The 17,915-nt window shown below is 55.5% G+C and carries 9 protein-coding genes; 4 read left to right on the top strand and 5 right to left on the bottom strand.

Translation table 11 applies throughout. The annotated features are described in order from the left end of the window. Positions 1-46: 46 nt before the first annotated feature. Positions 47-1,417, top strand: coding sequence for a magnesium transporter (locus tag K5621_RS06115; protein ID WP_221050706.1), 1,371 nt, complete (start codon positions 47-49; stop codon positions 1,415-1,417). A gap of 142 nt (positions 1,418-1,559) precedes the next feature. Here K5621_RS06115 and K5621_RS06120 read toward each other — a convergent pair whose 3' ends face one another. Continuing rightward, a complete protein-coding gene (locus K5621_RS06120) occupies positions 1,560-2,537 on the bottom strand; it encodes a DUF4382 domain-containing protein (RefSeq protein ID WP_221050707.1) in 978 nt (325 codons plus the stop codon). A gap of 498 nt (positions 2,538-3,035) precedes the next feature. Here K5621_RS06120 and K5621_RS06125 point away from each other — a divergent pair, with 498 nt between their 5' ends. Both K5621_RS06125 and K5621_RS06130 read left to right on the top strand, forming a co-directional pair. Next, the gene (locus K5621_RS06125) at positions 3,036-3,551 is read left to right on the top strand and encodes a GNAT family N-acetyltransferase (protein WP_221050708.1); all 516 of its coding nucleotides are present in this window, start codon (positions 3,036-3,038) and stop codon (positions 3,549-3,551) included. Positions 3,552-3,780: 229 nt separating this feature from the next. Further along, positions 3,781-5,448: a diguanylate cyclase gene (locus K5621_RS06130; RefSeq protein ID WP_221051130.1), complete on the top strand. Its 1,668-nt coding sequence runs from the start codon at positions 3,781-3,783 to the stop codon at positions 5,446-5,448. Positions 5,449-5,565: 117 nt separating this feature from the next. Here the strand turns inward: K5621_RS06130 and K5621_RS06135 are convergent, their stop codons facing one another. Then, the gene (locus K5621_RS06135) at positions 5,566-8,685 is read right to left on the bottom strand and encodes an NAD(P)-binding protein (RefSeq protein ID WP_221050709.1); all 3,120 of its coding nucleotides are present in this window, start codon (positions 8,683-8,685) and stop codon (positions 5,566-5,568) included. Between the two features lie 310 nt (positions 8,686-8,995). Here K5621_RS06135 and K5621_RS06140 point away from each other — a divergent pair, with 310 nt between their 5' ends. After that, the gene (locus K5621_RS06140) at positions 8,996-9,442 is read left to right on the top strand and encodes a GNAT family N-acetyltransferase (RefSeq protein WP_221050710.1); all 447 of its coding nucleotides are present in this window, start codon (positions 8,996-8,998) and stop codon (positions 9,440-9,442) included. Positions 9,443-9,581: 139 nt separating this feature from the next. On the opposite strand, the gene K5621_RS06145 is transcribed toward K5621_RS06140, so the two are convergent. The 3 genes from K5621_RS06145 to K5621_RS06155 all read right to left on the bottom strand — a co-directional run bounded on the left by K5621_RS06145 (position 9,582) and on the right by K5621_RS06155 (position 17,901). Beyond that, entirely contained in the window at positions 9,582-10,046 is a 465-nt protein-coding gene (locus K5621_RS06145; protein ID WP_221050711.1) for a GNAT family N-acetyltransferase, read from the bottom strand. Positions 10,047-10,385: 339 nt separating this feature from the next. Further along, positions 10,386-11,999, bottom strand: coding sequence for a PfaD family polyunsaturated fatty acid/polyketide biosynthesis protein (locus K5621_RS06150; RefSeq protein WP_221050712.1), 1,614 nt, complete (start codon positions 11,997-11,999; stop codon positions 10,386-10,388). 43 nt (positions 12,000-12,042) lie between these two features. Continuing rightward, complete coding sequence (locus K5621_RS06155) at positions 12,043-17,901, bottom strand: hotdog fold thioesterase (protein ID WP_280638584.1); 5,859 nt, start codon at positions 17,899-17,901, stop codon at positions 12,043-12,045. Positions 17,902-17,915: the final 14 nt, after the last annotated feature.

A 17,915-nucleotide genomic window follows, 5' to 3' on the forward strand; every position in this document is an offset into this window, starting at 1 on the left:
CCTAAATATTATTCCAAGGACACATAGAGAAATAGAGGAGAGTTGAGTGACACAAACAGCAGCCGAGCCTGAGCTTCAACCGCAAGCCGAGGTAGGGCAGGTAGTACAGCAATTAACGTTATTGGAAGGGGATGCTCAGGCCGAGGTCTTTGGTGAGATCCTCGAAGAGGCGGAACCTGGCACGATAGCCTTATTGCTGGAGTCCTTGCCGCTGGATGAACGCTATGAGCGCTGGGATCAGATAGCCTTTGCCGAACGTTCGGCTGTGCTCAGTTTGATGCGTGCCGAACCTAGGATGAGCCTTCTTAAACAAATGTCGGTGGAAGAGGTGGATCTGTTGCTGGCGCAGCTGTCTGCAGAAGAGATGATCGAGTGGAGCGATTATCTGCCCGATAGCTTTATCGACCGCGCTTTGGCACAAATGGGTGAGCGGCAACGCAAGCGCTACGAGCTTTATGATCAATACTCGGAAAATGAAATAGGCCGTTACACAGAGCATCAGGCTTTGGTACTCAGTAACAAGAGCCGGGTGGAACAGGCGCAACGTTTTTTCCGCCGTATTGACTTGGATTGCTGCGAAAACCTCTATCTGGTGGATGAGGATAATCACTACCAGGGAACCGTCAGTCGTTATGAGATTTTCCGCCAGGATCCACAAACCCCGCTTATTTCGCTTATCGAGCCGGACAGCCGGGTATTGTCGGCAGATTCATCCTTGATAGAGGCGGCCGAAGCGATAGAGCACAGCTCAGACATTGAACTGCCAGTGATCGATGCTGAAGGCACCTTAATCGGCCGTTTGACACTGCGAACGGCAACCGCCTTGGTGCGTGAACACTATGAAGCGCGTTTGATGGCCTCGGTCGGTATGGATGAGTCTGACGACCTGTTTGCGCCTATCGTCAAGGGCGCTCGTCGCCGCGCCATTTGGCTCGGGATCAATCTGCTGACGGCATTTTTGGCCTCTGCCACCATAGGTCTGTTCGAGGATGTATTGGCAAAAGTGGTGGCGCTGGCGGTATTGATGCCGATAGTGGCCTCTATGGGCGGGATTGCCGGTTCGCAATCATTGACCCTGATGATCCGCGGTATGGCGATGGGACAGATATCCATAGGTAACCTGTTTTCCTTGATGAAGAACGAACTTGGGATCGGGGCGCTCAACGGCATTCTCTGGGCCGTACTCATAGGTTTGGTCGCCGGGCTCTGGTTTGACGATAACCTGATAGGTATGACGATTGCTGTAGCCATTTTGGTCAATATGCTGGTTGCGGCCTTGGCCGGGGTGACGGTACCCATGATATTGCAGAAATTCAATCAGGATGCTGCGCTTTCCGGTTCGGTGATCCTGACCACGGTCACGGATGTTGTCGGCTTCTTTACCTTCCTTGGATTGGCAACCTTGCTGTATCTATAGTCGTTAGCTATTTATGTGACAGCATTGACCACTGCTGCAAAGTGAGCTCAATAGAAGACACTCAAAAGAAAAGGCGTTCAAAAGAAAAAAGCTGTTAAAACAAAAGGGAGCACAGGCTCCCTTTCACATAATGCTTTGAAAACTACTGGGCGACAACGGCGTTGAAGTCTTGCACTGTATCGGTTTGGTTGTTCAGGGTGACCTGATGCAACTGAGGGGCCGGGTTGGGAATGACGAGACCATCATATTGTTCTGGGTCATCATTTTCCGCGCTGCAACTGAAGGCTACGGTATAATCCCCGGCGGGAATAAAGCCAAAGGCGTATTTGCCGAAGTTACCCGCTTCATACTCCACTTCGACCGAGTTATATGGCACTACGGCACCTTCTGGTACGGCATTCTGATTGACATCCGGATCTAGGTTATCGGTCAGCAGTGCTGGGTCCAGATCGTGACCGGGATAGAGGTAGACAAAGTTGCCGCTATCGGCAGCACATTCACCGGCGTTGAACAGGTTGATATCCACCTCACCGGACAAGGAAGCTACAGTCGCGTTGTTGACTATGGATACGCCATGGGGCTTGAGGTTATAGCGCTGACCATTTTTGTTTTCCACCAGGCTGCGGCGCAGGTCAAACTCTATGGTGAAGCGCTGAACGCCGGTACTGTCGACTTCAAAGCTGCCTAAACGCAGTTTATCACTGGGTTGCTTGAGCTCTACCTGACCGGTTTCGTCGATCACATAGCTGAGCTCTGCAGATGTATCATCCACATGCAGGATCAACTGTGAATAAGTGCCGACTTCCAACTCTGCATTACTGAGGATGAGAGCGCTGTCGTTGCCTTGATACTCCAGCAGATCCAGTTGGCGGTAGTTTTCGCCGTTAGGCCCGGAGACCTCGAGGAGGATATTATCCTGTCCTTCCCGTACCAGCTCAATTTTGTCAAACGCCACGACCACTTTTTCGGCGCTGTCGACCGGGGCATCAGATACGGCGAAGTTGACTTTGGCGGTATTGGGTGTTGGTGTCGGTGGGGTATCATTGTCGCTGCCGCCACAGGCAGTCAGCAACAGGCCTGAGCCGCAAAGCAGTGCGATAGTTGAGATACTATGGTTCATCTTGGTTCCTCTTGTTGTTTCCCGGAGCGTGAAAGCTACCCGGTTACCCGGGGTTACTCAGAGAATAGTGTTTGTTGTCTGCCACAAACTCCCTTAATGGGGCTAACATAAGGAAGGTGCAAACAGGTCCTCGTGGCACTCTGGCTTACACAGCAATTGACGTTCAAGGCATCTGACTGAAGGCATGCCGGGGCCTGTCAAAGTCGGATAACGCAGAGAGCCGGTTGCAGTGTAAGCCCCGAAGGGCGTGGCTTACAGGCCAGTCTGCTGTGTTGTGCTTCTTGCAAAGGACTAAGGCCATTTGCTGCGAATCACGCCTTGCATCCTGGCCTGTAAGCCTACGCAGAGCACACATGGGACCTGTTCGCACCTTCCCGAACTAATTGCGGCTTTAACCTTTAGCCATACGTTAATCTGGTTAAGCCGAGGTTAAGTTTTATCGGGGCGCCTTTTCAATAGCGCACATATCCACCAAGTATAGTCACCAAAGGAGTATCTATGCCTAATCCTGTCCAGGAGATCACGCTTTCCCTGGCTCAAAGCCCTGACCTGATTGCTGCCGCCTGTGCTCTGGTGGACAGCCGCGACGATAATGCTCACCCCTTGGATCATCAGGCCTTTATGGCCTCCCGTGCCGTGATAGTGGCGCAAAACGGGACCGGGGAGCTGGTGGGCTGCGCTGTGATCAAGGCCGGTCACGGAGATATCGCCGAGCTTGGGTATCTAATGGTGCATCCTGAGTACAGACGGCGGGGGATTGCGGCGGCCTTGACCCAAAAACGGATCCAAATCGCCCGGGAAATGGGGATCCGGCTATTGTTTGCTACAGTTAGAGAAGAGAATCGTGCCAGTCGTGACAACTTGCTCAAGTCCGGGATGCAGTTTTGGGGTAACTATCTGAGTATCAGGGGCACAGGCAATACTGTGGGGTGGTACTTTTTAGTGTTGGATGACCAAGTGGATGTCACTACAGAAATGCTCAAGTTGGTGGGGGATAGAGTCAGAATAGACTGAAGTTACACTTTTTCGTCACCAGAGCGTGGCAAACTGGCATTTCCTGACAGGATTTTATCACGAATGCTGTGAGCTGGATTGCAAAATGCGGTTCACCGAAATAGAGTTAAATCATCAACAATAAAAAATAGATTCAGTGCCTTGGGCGTTTGTGTACTCAGGGATAAGGATACGGCCATGGCCTTGGACGGAAATCGATTTGCCGACAGACAAACGTTCGCCCTTCAATATGGATAAACACTCAGGTTACCTTTGCAGGCTACTGCTGGCGTCTATTTTGTTTCTGTTCAGTGCGGGTACCTGGGCCGCTCAGGTGCTCGACAACAGCTACATTCTTAAGGCAGAGCCACAACAGCTGGCACCGACTTCGTTCGATGATGTTCCGGCTTGGATCCGGGCGCAACAGGAAACCAGCCTGAGTTTGACTGGCGGCAGTTACTGGATGGTACACCCTCTGCAAGTGGCCAGTCGTGAACAGTCTTGGGTCATAGACGTACGCAACTCCATCATAGAATCCATCGACCTTCTGCTGCTTGGGCAGGATGGCAGCATGCAACAAGCCCACTCTGGCTATGATGCCGACTATCAGTATCTGTTTGATTACGGCAGGCGGTTCATCATCAAGCCGGGGATAGATTATTGGCTGGTGGTCAAGGTCGAGAGCCGTTACTACTCATCGGCACCCGAGATCCGTCTGGCACCGGAAAGGGAACACAGACTCAGTGCCGACAGGCATGCCACAGCCGTGGTGCTATGCCTCGGGGGCTTGATTTTTATCGCCTGCTATAACCTGTTCATCTTCTTTACCACCCGTGACAAGGCGTTCTTTTGGTACGGTCTTTATGTGCTGGCCTATTTCTGCGGCTGGGCCTTGACCTTCCACTTGCCGGTGCACCTGTTTCAGTTCCGTCAACTCGAGTTGCACCACCTGTTCTTTATCAGTCTGCCAATATTGAACATCTTGTTCTATAACAATTTTTTGCAGCTTTCTCTTTATTCGCCCAAGCTTTGGCGCCTCAGTCGCATCTTGTTGTGGGCCTGTGTGCTGGCTCTGCCTACCAGTATCTGGCTTTTGTCCTATACAGCGATTATTGCTTCCGTGCTTATCATGCTCTGGATTGGACTGGCGATAGTTTGCGGTAATGTCTGTCTGATGAAAGGCTTCTCGCCGGCACGTTATTTCATTATGGCTTTCAGCTGTTTGCTATTGCCGGCAATCATCATATTGCCCGGTAACATGGGTATCACCCCGGATTTCTTTGAATATGCCGAGCTGGCGACTCTGCTGGGTGGCACTGCCGATGCTCTGCTGTTGTCCTTGGCGTTGGCAAGCAAGCTCAAACTCTTGTCGGAAGAGCGCCAGGAGTATATCCGCAAGTTGGGTATCGCTTGGGAACGAGCTCGCAGTGATAGCCTTACAGGTCTTGCCAACCGCTTGGCCTATGATGAGAGTCTGGCGGATTCCTGCCTGAGTAGTGGCATGCCCAAGCCAGGATACCGCTTGGTATTGCTGGATATTGAGGGGCTGAAACGGGTCAATGATACCCTGGGGCATGGGGAAGGGGATAGATTGCTGCTGGCGATAGCCGAAGAGCTAAAGAGCTGGTCTGTGGCCAAGTTAAAGCCTTTTCGTATCGGTGGCGATGACTTTGCTTTGCTGTTGCCGGAAGCCGAGGCGCAGCAACTGCAGAACTTACTGCCGAGGCTGGAGCAGCGTATTGCCAGTGAAGGTTTTGCCGAGCTCTGTGTCAATCATGGCTCTGCCACCAGTACAGATAAAGAAACGATCCAGGATTGGGTCCGCGCCGCCGACAAAGACTTGTATCAGTGCAAGAGTCTGCGTCGCCGTGAGCTGCACGCCAGACAACTGGCTGCAGCCGAAGGCCTGCCCCGCTGAACTCACGGGGCTAATTTCGGGACTAATTCCTGGGCTAAGTCCGGCGCTAAGTCAGCAGCTCAGTCCGGAGCAAGTCCAAAGCTGAGTCGAACCGGCTAAATCTCGCCTGGATGCCTATCAGAAGTCTTCCTCACCCTTGATATGGCGCGGATAGCCACAGATAGCCTTGGAGGTGTGCATACCCGCCATGGTTGCGGCTTCGACGCAGCCCACATTCAGCCCTGTTTTTATCCAATCGCCGGTGACATAGAGGTTATCCAGCCCAGTACCGTCTGTGGTGATGCGAAAACGCGAGCTATCTTTCACCGACAACACATACCGCTCGGACGGGTCGACATTGGCACGCCAGTATTGACTGTCAAAGCGCTGTTGTCCTTGACGTTCCTCCGGGTCGTGCAGCCAATCCCAGACAAAGCCATTTTGGGCTTCCGGCCAGAGATTGCCTATTTGATGCTCGAGTTGCCCCAGAGCCCCGGATTTGGCCACGGCATTCATTTGCTGGTTAAAGTCACTCTGCTCTCTGGGTGGATATTCGGCAACCGGCAGCGCCGAGCAGAAGTAACTGGCATTTTTGACGCGGCCTATCGGCCAGCTTTCTTTGTCAATCAATTGATCCATACTGGCCCAGGTGTCATAGGGTTCGCTGAAGGCCGACAGCACAGGCTCTTCGCCGGAAGCCGGGAAAAGCTGCCAGCCAAGGCCGTTGAGATCTGTGTTGAGCCACAACTGATAGGCCTGGGTCGCCACGGTTTGCACCTTGGCCACAGCTTGAGATAGCGCCGGACTTTGGGTCATCACCTCTTTAGCCACATGAGGAACGGCTCCTATGGATAGACCGAAGATCACCTTGTCAAAATCCACCCCCTTACGCAGCTGTTTCACCGGCAGAGCGTGGCCGGTTTCTTGCTGGTACAGCTGCGGCCAATCACTCCAGAAGTGTTCCAGGTTGACCCGGTTTTCGGCAATTAATCTGGCTTGAGTTTCATCCAGTTGTGATAGCAGAGGCTCGCTTGGCCAGCAGCCGAGTCCTTTGACATCCACCAGCGGCTGATACTCGCTGAGTCCGGGTTTGAGGCTGGCCTGCTCCATTATCTCTATGCTGCTGACGGATTGCCCCTGACAATGCAGCTGTTGTACCTGGTGGAAGAAGTGAAAATTCACTCCGCGGCGTTTCAGTACTTCATAGTAGGGGGTGAATACTGTGTCGCCCATGCCAGCCTGCATTTTCCACATCACGCCCCCTTGGTAGCAGAGGGCAATTCGCAGCATGGAGCGGATTATGGTGCCGGCTTCCACATTGGGGCGGGAGAAATCGCCCTGTTCGTAGGCGAACACCAGATCGTAGAAGCCCCTGACCGGTGCTGAATCGACAGTGTAGCGCTCGCTGGCGCCATGGCGACGCAGCCATTCGCGGTAGTCATAGCCGTTGATAACATCGAATCCGCCCTTGAATACCCCATCGACAAACATCCCCTTGAGTATGGTCAGACCGAGGTCGGCACCTATGTAGAGGCGCCTGAGCTCGTCATTGCCACTCAAGTGATCGCCAAAGCGGCGCTTGAGACGCCGATGCAGTATATCGACGGCACTCTCGATTAGGCCATCGTCCTCGACAGTGTCGTGGTGGTGATCGTCACATTCCTGGCCTATCAGCTGGTTGAAGCGGCACTCCAGCTTGTCCCCCAGGGTTTCCAGGCTATCTTTGGCGTCATCCAGCGCCTCTTCGATGCGATCGTTCAGACGTTCAAACCAGTCGCGGGAGAACCAGTCTCTGGGGCTATCCTTGGCCACGGCCTTATCGACTTCATCCATCCGTTTTAACCATTGACGGATCCAGTAGAAGGCCGCCTTGACCAATTTCCACAGCGTCAGGGTTTCTGTACTGTCGCCGGGGATACCCGGCATGGGCGGGAACTCTATGGGCCAGCTCAGGCTGCGACCTTCTATCTGCTCCTGCAGCACAATGAAGTTATGGGGCTTGAAGGCTTCGACAAAGCTGGCCAGCGGCGCGTCATCCGCTCGCCCCAGTTCTTCATAGGCTTTGCGCATCAGAGCGGCGGCATTTTGGTAGAAACCAAACCAAATATGCAGCCCATGCTCTTCGATACGATTCCCCATGGCGGCATTGCGCCCGGAGGCTCCCTTGCCACCAATGCGCCAGCCCTGTTGATAGATATCTATCTGGTACCGGTTTTGCCAGCCGGGTTGTTCGGTCAGGCACATGGCCGCGGTAATGGCGGCAACGCCTCCACCGAGAATGGCAATTTTCTCTTTTTTGACTATAGAGTTATCCACCAACACTTCGCCCGGCGGCACCTCAAAGTCAAAGTTCACATGGTAGGGCAGCAACACCTGCTGCTCGCCGAGTTGTACCCCCAGGGTGTCGGCCAGCGGGAAGCTGTCGTTGGCAAAGACGGTGGCCACCAGGGAGTTATCCAGCAGCGACAGATGATGCACCTTGTTGACTTTGGCGGGCGCCTGCAGCAGCGCCTGATATACCGCCTTGGTGCCGGAAGCGTCGGGGAACTGCTTCAGGAAAACTTGCTCCACCGCCGGTTTGAACAGCAGTTCGAATACCTGCTCGGCTCCAAGAGCATCCAGATCGGGAATAAAGTCGGTTTGGGCCTGAATAAAGTCCCAGGTTTGGCCTATGGCTTCCAGTGGCGAGAGGGCATTCTCCTGCTGCGGTTTGCACTTAACCTGGAGCAGTGGTGCCATTGCCAGTTCGGCATCCGGGGAAAATTTTTGAAAACTCTTGGCCGACAACGACAGTTCTGTCAGCGGCTCATCTACGCCAGGCATCCGGTATTCGCAGGCGTATTTGGGATAACCAAACAGCTCGCGGCCATTGATCAATGCCATCGCATCATTGACCCAGATATGCAGCGGATGAAACAGAATTTCGCTGATTTCGCCGGAATCCGCACCGGCCTGTTTGCCCACCATCACCCAGGTGATGATATCGGTTTCCTGGATCCACCCCTTGTTGCGATCCACCTCGACACTGGAATAAGCCTTGGCGATTTGAGTGAAAGTTGTCAGTACATAAGGGGACAACACCTTGAAATATATCTTGTTGTTGGCGACCCGGTTCAGGGTTTGATCGACACTCTGTTGTAAATTGGCAAGCTTGCCCTTGAGGAAAAAGCCGTACATATCGGCCTGGGTTAACACCAGAGGAGAGTGCATAAGCACTGAGCCGGGAGGGTAGATAAAGTCGGGGCGTTGTTCGTTCATGGCGACCATCCTTGTGTACTGACGTTTGCCAGATTTATCTGGCTGAATTAACTGAATAAACCTAGCGCATATTCAGGCATCTTACAATTGCTGTCCCTGTTGTCTGGCGCTGGCTTTGGGGCGCATACAGTTGCAGCTGATGGGGTTGAAAGAAAGTCGCGATTCCTCGTTTATCTTGCTTGTCTGGTATGCAATGCTCAAGGAAGAACGTCTCTGTCGCTGACTGAAGCTAACATGAACTGGACTGTCATCCTGAATTGGCGCTATTTTGAGCACTATGAAGAGAGTCTTTTTAGCCGCAAGCGCGAGCATGAGCATAAACATACGCACCGCCAGGTTGAGCGATATCCCCGCCATGATGTCACTGAGGTTGAATGTGAGCGAAAATCGCCTGCTGGATCCCGGGCGGATCACTCATGCCTGTTATCTCGGTTACCTGAGCGGCCGGCGGCGAAGCTGGGTTGCCGAGACTGACACCCAACTGCTGGGCTTTAGCTGCGCCGACCGTGATGATGCCAGAATTTGGGCGCTTTTTATCGCTCAAGAGGCGGAAGGAAAGGGCATAGGTAAGGCTCTGTTACAGCAAGCTGTTGACTGGCTCCACGCCGGTGGCTGTAGCAAGCTGCAACTCAGTACCGAGCCGGGTACCCGCGCCGAAGGCTTCTATCGCCATCTCGGCTGGCAATCCTTGGGGCTTACCGAAGATGGCGAGCTGCATCTGCAGCTTATCCCCCAGAGTCATCAGCCTTGCGGCTAACTACTGTGGACTTTTAAGCAGTCCAGCTATTCACAAAGCAGGTGATGGATTGCCGTTTCGACGGAAACCCAGGCCAAGTAGGTTAGCGATTTAAGGGATAGAGTTGCATAGCCTTTATGCAAGTGCATCCATGCATGACCTACAGCGCTGCCAGCTTTAAGCTCATAAAGCAGCTATTGGGGTCTTGTTGATAGTCGGCGAAGGGGGCACAGAAGCTAAAGCCTTCACTCGCGTACAAGGCTCGGGCCGGGGCGAAATAGGCCATAGTGCCAGTTTCCAGGTAAAGCCTTTGGACACCCAGGCCTGCGGCATGATGCAGCAGGTGTCTGAGCATGGCTCTGGCGTACCCGCGGTGGCGGAAACTTGCAGCTGTGCGCATGGATTTAAGCTCGGCCTCGGCGTTGCCAAGAAGTTTGATGGCGCCGCAGGCGGCGGGTATTTCTGTTACCCAAAGGGTGAAGAAGTGGATATCCGTTTGTTTCAGGCCGCTGAGGTCGAGGGCATGCACGCTCTCGGGCGGCGATGTGGCCTGCATCTCTTGCAGGTGCTCTGCAAGCAGTTGCAAAACCGCCGGGTGGCTTAAATCATCGGCTCTGATCTGCATTGAATCTTCTTTGGGCATGATATTCATGGTGTTGGTCTTTGCTAAGGCTCGTTGCTATGGCTCGTTGTTACAGCTCATGGCTATGGCTCGCTATAATTAGTGGCTTGGCGCTATTGACCAAGCAGCAAACGCGGCAATGCTTATGCCATCTTTGCAAAGATGGTCATTTTAGACATGGAATTGAAGTTGGACGCAGTGCGGGTGGGCCGATATGACAAACTGGCTACAGGCCCAAAATTGAGTGGTGTTATTTGAATCGCACCGCAAACAGGCAGAGTGCCCGTTTGCGGTGCATGGTAAAAGGCCTATAAGACCTTTTTTGATGAGCCGTAATCCTGCTCAGTCCAGCGATTTCAGCGGCCGATAATGGCCCAGGCTGGATGGTAGGACTATGCCCTGGCTTCGCAACTGGTTGACCCGGTTTTGATAGGCGGCGCCTACGAGCAGTTGCAGTGCCAAGTCCACGGCACGGCGCTGACGGTAATCATCCAGATAGCTATCCTTGGCCCAGGCGTTGAAGGCGCCCAGTGCCGGCCCGGCCCAGATCTGGTAATCCATCTCCCGACCGCTTTCCCCTGTATTGGACCAGCGGCTCGATAGCCCCAGATACCAGCGGAAAATGAGCGCCATCTTGCGCTTTGGATTGCCCTCCGCGCGGCGAATTTGTTCAGGATCCCGCGCCATAAAGTGGGCAACCGTACCTTGCCAGATTTCATCCAGATTGGCGCGAAATACCTGAGTTTCCAGCTTTTGGCGCTCATCGGCCGGAATGGCCTCTATCGAGTCGTAGCGGCTGTAGATTTCGTAAAGCTTATTGGCTCGCATGGGGAATAGGGTGCCGCGTTTTACCACTTGCAGCTTGACGCCCATCTCAAACATATCTGCGGCCGGCGCCATGGTGACATCGGCCATTTCCACTGTCGCCAATAGCTTACGGCTGTGCTCGCTGGCACCGGCTTCGATACAGGCCTGATTGATAGAGCCGGTAACAATAAAGGCGGCGCCCATATTGAAGGCCGCCAAAGCGGCATCCGGCGTGCCTATGCCGCCACCCGCTCCAACCCGGATAGGTTCTTGGTAGGCGTATTTTTCCTGCATTTGATCCCGCAAGGCGATAATGGTGGGCAGCAGGGTAACCAGAGGACGATTGTCGGTATGGCCGCCGGAGTCGGCCTCGGCGGTAATGTCGTCGGCCATGGGCACCTGCCTGGCAAGTTCGGCCTGCAGTTCAGTAATCCATCCCTGACTCAGCAGTTGCTGGAGGATTTTCTCCGGCGGCGGCGCCATAAAGTGGGCGGCAACTTCGGTGCGGCTCACCTTGGCTATCACCTTGTTGGCGATTAGGGTGTTGCCGTCACTGTCCCGGCTCAGTCCGGCCACCCGATATCTTACTATGTGAGGGGTCAGCGCCAGAAAGGCCGAGGCTTCGACTGTACGCACCCGGTGTTTGAGGTAGAGCTCGACCGCGCCTTGTTCGAGTGCCGGTTCGCTGGGGCTGTGGATCAGGTTAAAGGCGTAGGGGCCGCTTGGCAGAGCCGCCTGAATTCGGCTGATGGCGGCTTCCACTCGGGCGGGCACCAGACCGGCGGCGCCGAATGAGCAGAGAATGCCGGCCTTGCCGAGGGCAATCACCAGATCTTCGGAGGCGATACCGTTGGCCATGGCGCCGGCATAATAGGCGTACTTGACTTTGTGGCAGGCGGCAAAGGCCGGATCGCCGAGCGCTGCTGCGCTGAGTGGCGGCACCATGGCACAAATCGGCAGTGTATTGCCGCTAGCACTCGCCTCGGCAAGCTGCGCCTGATTGGCAAACAGGATTTCCCCTTTGGTTTGTCTGGCGACAAACAGCGGCTTATCCAGCGCCTTGATTACGTTGCCGGCACAGTTATCCGTGGCCGCAAAGACATCATCACTATTTGGGTTCAGGGCCCAGGGCCAATTGAAGCTTGTCATCTTGTTGCTCTCATTATCTGTTCGGTTGTCTTTGCCTGAGGGCTCAGGCTTCTTCAATGGCCAGAGCCAGATCTTTTATTTCATAAATTCGCAGGCCATCTTTGGCGAGCCAGGCATCGGCTGTCAGTGTGACTCTGTCCGGCGTATCTTCTATGGCTGTGATATGCAGCTCCAGCGACATCTGCCGGTTCAGGGGATTGATCTGACCGCGGTATTTCCACTGTACCTGACTCAGGCAATGGGCGAATCTTGGGTTACTGAATTGGCTTCCAAGCCCGGCGTCCAGAGCAAAGGCACTCAAGAGTTCCAGCATGGCTTCCACTCCGAGCGAGCCCGGCATCACAGGGTCCTGATGGAAATGGAAGCGGAAGAACCAGTCAGCGGCATCGATTTTGCGCTCGCCATAGATGTAGCCCAAGTTGGAATGGCCGCCTTGGCGGCAGATGCGGATAGAATCGACAAAGTTGAGTCGACCGCCCGGCAGGCGCAGGTGTTTTTGCTTCCAAGAACCATGATAGAGAGCGCAATCGGCAGCGCGAAGATCATAGCTTACATCGGCCTCAAGCCCCTGCTGTTTATCCCAGGGCTCGGTCACCTTGCCGTTATCCAGCCCCAACTGGTTTTTCAGCGCCTCGGCCTTGAAGTAACCAAATACTGCCTCGCCTTCATAGAAGGGTTCACCATCGGCGCTGAGCACAAAGCTGAAACTCTGGATGATGTTGGTGCCCGCCTTGACAGTGCTCAGCAGACGCGAGTCGTTGCTGATAGTCTTGCCACGCAGGTCAAGTCGGCGCAGCAGTGTGCCTTTACCGTCGAGGTTACGGAAGAAAAGCTCTGTGTCGCCATAGCCCAAGGTGGTGCCCATATAGCCGGAAATAAAACCGTTGGGCTGCAGCGCTATCTCCATCAAAATCGAGTAGGGCATATGCGCCGGGTGACTGTTTTCACTGAAGTACCAAGCCTTGGGCGGCACTTCATATTCGCCGATACAGGAGGCCGGAGACTTGAAATCGCCGCGCTGGCCAATCACCTGTGTCACCCTGGTGGTGAGCTGCAGATCGCCGCAAGGGGTGCGCGGTGGGATAAGTCCGCGGTAGGCGGCAAAGTCGGGGCCGAAGCAGTTCTCAATATCGCCGGTGGCGAACTCGAACATGTGCCAGGGGGTAAAGGGCGCAGTATCGGGCCTGCGATTCGGGTAGTCCGGCGTTACTGGGGCCGGAACATGTCTGACCGGGATCACGCCGTGAATGGGCTGAGAGTCCGGGCAGCTTTCCTGGCTCATCAAGGGAGCATTGATGGATGCCTGGCGCCCGGCGTTCAGTGCCTTGTTAGCATCACTTGCCGAGGCGGCAGGGTGTTGCGGCTTTCTGCTGTGCTCCTGGTTGCTGTCATCGGCATACCTGTGACAGTCTTCATCTTCTTTGAGCATGACGCCCAGATCCTGGAAGTCCACCACCACCTTGCCGTCGAGCAAGATCTCAATATTGGCCTTGGCCCAGGGGCTGGGTATCAGTCCTATTTCGGTGACTTCCATTCGATAGGTGAGACGATTGGATTGCGGCTGTACCTGTCCGCGGCAACGCACCTTCTGCGGCGCACTTTCCAGTGGTTGGAAGCGGCCATTGCGGGTGTGTTTGTGCAGGCCAAGATAGAGCATATAGAACTGCAGCAACTGACCGCAGCCCTCGGCCATCAAGGAGCCAGCCATCACCTGATCGTCCTTGAAATGACAGGGGAAATACCAGTGATCCGGTTCCAGTCGCTTGTGTCCTTCAACCAGGCCCAGGCCCCAGGCGCCGCCGCTTGGTTCGACTCTGCTGACCTCTTCGATCATCAGGAACTTTTCCGAGGCAAAACACAGCGAGGCTTGGCGGTAACCCAAGTCATGTGAAGGGCCAAAGCAGGCGCCGATATCACCGCTCAACAGTTGCCTCATCCGCTGATAATCAAATATCTGTTGTTTACAGTGGATCAAGGGCTGGAATTGGCGCTTGTTCGCCATCGCCAGGTTGCGGGCCTTGCTCTCCTCTTCGGTGCGGATGACTCCCTTGCCATCGGCCAGCTCGGCATCGGTGAAGAAACCGGCGCAGCCGTTGTCCATCTTGAGGATCAGACGCTCGCCGACAAAACACTCGTAGGAGAAGAAAAACAGCAGGGTATCACCGTTGCGGGCGAAGTGATTGATGGAGATGTCGTATCTCAGGGTATCACCGCCACGGGGCAGATCGCCGAGGAAGGTGAGGGTACAGTCGAGCAAACGGTAGACCCGCTCGCCCTTGTTCTCCAGATCTATGCCGAGATAGCTTATCAGCATCAAGTCGCACTGGCCCGACTCCACGGCCACCGCCCAGGGGATCTGGCCATCGACCAGATAGGGGGCGTCCACGGGAATATCATACTCCGTGGTCATGGTGCTCGGCTTGTATTCGCCAAGACGGGCATTGAGTTTAGTCACCCTGGAGACCAGCAGATAATCTGTGGTGGGCAGTCGCACCCGGCGGCGGTAGCTGTCAATCACGGCATACTCGGGGCCGAATACCGGCGCTATGTCGCCCTCGGCGTATTGCACCAGATCCTGATAATTCCAGATGCAGGGTTTGTCCTTGGGCACTTGGGATGTCGCTTTTGGGGTAATGGTTTTGGCAATAGCTTCAGCAGCCGTTTGGACTGAGTCATTGTGCGTGCGCGCTGGCAAAGGCGCTACTGAGGCGGAGTTTTGGGCTGCCGAGCGCTTGTCTTCTGAACCGATATTCTCAGCGCTTAAGCGGTTTTCGGCCGCAGTCCCGGCGCCCAAGAGGGCGCTGGCCAGTGCCAGTCCGGTTTCACGGCTCTTGAGAAAGGCCAGGTGCGCTTCACGTGCCAGCCGTTGATTATCTGCCAGTGCCTGCAGGTGCGCTTCTGTAGCGGCTCTATGGGTAGCGGCCGCAGTTTTATCGCCGGGCACGGATTGTCTGAGAGCTGATGGGGCGTGCTGATTGTTCACCGGAGTGAGTTCCTTAGTCAGTTCACTGTTAACTTGTTGGCTGCTGGTGTGCATTGCAGGCGCTGCCTGGGCTTGAGTGTTCTTTGCCTGGGCAAGCTTTTGGCGAATGCCGGTCTCGTGTTTAAGCTCGGCGGTGGCGATATGCTGCTCTATGGCGTCACCGCCAAGGGTGATGGTTTGCCACAGCTGGCGGACATTTGCGTCGGCTATCTTTGGACTGGGCTTTTCACTGGCCCCTTGACTATTCTCTTGACGGTTCTTTTTATTCTGCGTGCGGAGCGCCTGTTGCAGGCGCGCCTTTTGCTCCGCCGACTGTTGCAAATTAACCGCGGCGCAGCGGCGCTCGCCATCTATCAGCAGGGTGTGGGAATCTTTATCCCTATCCTGGGTCAGGCGCAGCAGCGAGTGCAGCAAACTGGCCATCCCGGCGGCGGCAAAGCTGTGACCCATACGCGAGACGGCGCTGTGGCTGGTGGCCGCGAGACGACGAAAAGCCTTGATGCTGGGGCTGTGTTCATCTATCTCGGGCTGTGCGTTCCGGCAAAATGCTTGCTCTCTTGAGTCTGCCGTAGAGAGAGGCTCTGTAGTTGTTAATTCCACTGATGAAAACGGCTTGAAGCTCAGCTCTGTCAGGGCGCCGTAGCGGCCGCTTTGATGGGCAACTGACGGCGTCAGCACCAAGGCACCGGCCCCTTCACCCGGTAACAGTCCAAGCTGCTGCAGACGCTTACCCGAGTACAATACCCGCTCGGCACTGCCGGCGAGATCCACCGCGGCCACCACTACGGCGTCCAACGCCTCGGTGCGGCAGAGATTGGCGGCCACCTCCAACGCCCGGGGAACCGACAGCTCGGCGGCCGAAATACTGAAAGCCGGGCCGTTGAAATCCCATTGGGAGGCGACCCGGGAGGCCATGATGTTGCCTATGTAGCTGGTGTATTGATTGAGGCTGGCGCTGGGCAGTACGCTGTCCATCGCCAAACGCTCGAGTTCGAGATACTCATCTTGGCTTAGGTTGATGCCGGCATCGTTAAGGCTCTGGCTAATCTGGCTGTGCAGATTGACCCGGCCGCGGAACTGATGCAGCTCAAGCTCGGTTTCCATGGCGACCAATACAGCCACCCGGCCACCCATGGGCAGATGGGCATCGCGAATCGCATCATCGGCCACCTTGAGCAGCAGTAATTGCTGCGCCACCAGTCTATCTCCCGGATGTGGCGGCAGGCGGAATTTGAGAAAATCCAGTTCAAACTTGTCTATGTAGCCGCCATTGGGAGCCTGTTCAAGCCCCATGCTGGAGAGCAAAGAGCGGTTTCGCTCCAGACCTTTCCAGCGTTTGGGGGGCAGGGCTCTGGTGGCCGTTTGCCCTTTGGCTATCAGCTTGGCAAGCGTCTCGAGCGAGTCGGCGGCGCCGAAATGCGCGGCGGCGCCCTCAATCGCCAGGTAGTCAGCGCCCTGGTTTGTAGCCGTTCCCGGCGAAGGTTTGGCCGGAATAAGCTCTTTGGCAGCATCGGGCCCTGTGAGCAGCAAGTGGGCGTTACAGCCTCCGAATCCGAACACAGACACCCCGGCAACCGGGCCTGTATTGCCCGCTTTGGTCGGCCAGGGGATGGCGCTGCGCACTATATTGTGCTCGCCAAACACGCCGTTGGGCGAGCTCAGTGGCGCCGATATTCTCACCGAAGCAGGTAACAGCTTGTGTTTCATCGACAGCAGTAACTTGATGATGCCGGCCATACCGGAAGCGGTCAGCAAGTGGCTGAGGTTGGACTTGACCGAGCCGATTTTAGGCGCGGCGCTGCCTTCCAGACGAGGGCCGAAAAACTGCTCCATGGAACTGAGTTCCACCTTGTCACCCAGAGGCGTGCCCGTGGCGTGGCACTCAATCACCTCCACCTGGGATGGCGCGATATTTGCCGCCTCAGCGGCCCGTTCAAACGCCAGTACCTGGCCCTTGCTGGCGGGGCTTAAGACAAACTGGCCGCGACCATCGTTGGAAAGCCCTGTGCCTCTGATTATGCCGTGAATGGTATCGCCATCCCTTTGGGCATCGCTCAGGCGCTTGAGCACCAATACGCCGCAGCCTTCACCGGCAAACAGGCCGCCGGAATGGTTATCCAGCGGGGCGCTTTGGCCCGACTCGGGGAAGGCCTGGAAAATGGAAAAGCCCATATGGATAAAGAAGGGATCGGCACCGCTGACGGCACCGGCCAACATCACATCTGCGCTGTGGTTACTGAGATAGTCGCAGGCCAGGCGCAATGCATAGACTGAGCTGGCGCAGGCGGCATCCAGGCTCAGGCTGGGGCCGCCAAGGCCCAGGCAATCGCACAGCAGTTCAGAGCCCTGGGCGGCGATATCCGTATCCCAATGGCGAATGCCTGCATCTGCCGCCGTTCCCGCATCTATGGCTGACGCCAATGGCGGCATGCCGGGGAAACGCCGTCGCAGCGCAGTATCGACACTGTGATGATACAGCGGCAAAAAGGCCTTGTTGGAAGCTCGGGTCGGGAACGAAAGCGTGCCCATCACGGCGCCGCAGCGCGCCAAGTCGGAAGCGTTTTGCGCTGGGGTTAGCCCGGCGCTTTGCAGGGCCTTGCGGGCGCAATCGAGTGCCCACAACAGGTGCTGATCCCAGGTTTGGGCACCCGTTGCCATTTCATCCGCTGATCTGGCATAGCCCTCGGGCGAGAAGTTTAGCTGGCGAATATAACCGCCCTGATCACAATAGAAACGGTCGCTTTGGCCTTTTGCGCCTTGATAATCGCTGACACTGGCGCCCAATTGGCTGTCATTCAGGGAGCTGATGGCATCCCGGCCTTCGCTGAGCAGTTGCCAGAAGGCGTCCAGATCCTCACAGCCCGGGAAGCGGGCGGCCATGCCAACTATGGCAATGGGCTCGGCTTGTTTACTTGTCACTCTGTTCTCACTTT

Origin of the sequence: Shewanella carassii (assembly GCF_019670705.1) — a bacterium.
Taxonomy (GTDB): Bacteria; Pseudomonadota; Gammaproteobacteria; order Enterobacterales; family Shewanellaceae; genus Shewanella; species Shewanella carassii.

Bases quoted from the DNA above. Each gene is read 5' to 3' on its own strand.
- K5621_RS06120 (WP_221050707.1), bottom strand. From the start codon at position 2,537: ATGAACCATAGTATCTCAACTATCGCACTGCTTTGCGGCTCAGGCCTG.
- K5621_RS06150 (WP_221050712.1), bottom strand. From the start codon at position 11,999: ATGACAAGCTTCAATTGGCCCTGGGCCCTGAACCCAAATAGTGATGAT.
- K5621_RS06130 (WP_221051130.1), top strand. From the start codon at position 3,781: ATGGATAAACACTCAGGTTACCTTTGCAGGCTACTGCTGGCGTCTATT.
- K5621_RS06135 (WP_221050709.1), bottom strand. From the start codon at position 8,685: ATGAACGAACAACGCCCCGACTTTATCTACCCTCCCGGCTCAGTGCTT.
- K5621_RS06140 (WP_221050710.1), top strand. From the start codon at position 8,996: ATGAGCATAAACATACGCACCGCCAGGTTGAGCGATATCCCCGCCATG.
- K5621_RS06125 (WP_221050708.1), top strand. From the start codon at position 3,036: ATGCCTAATCCTGTCCAGGAGATCACGCTTTCCCTGGCTCAAAGCCCT.
- K5621_RS06145 (WP_221050711.1), bottom strand. From the start codon at position 10,046: ATGCAGATCAGAGCCGATGATTTAAGCCACCCGGCGGTTTTGCAACTG.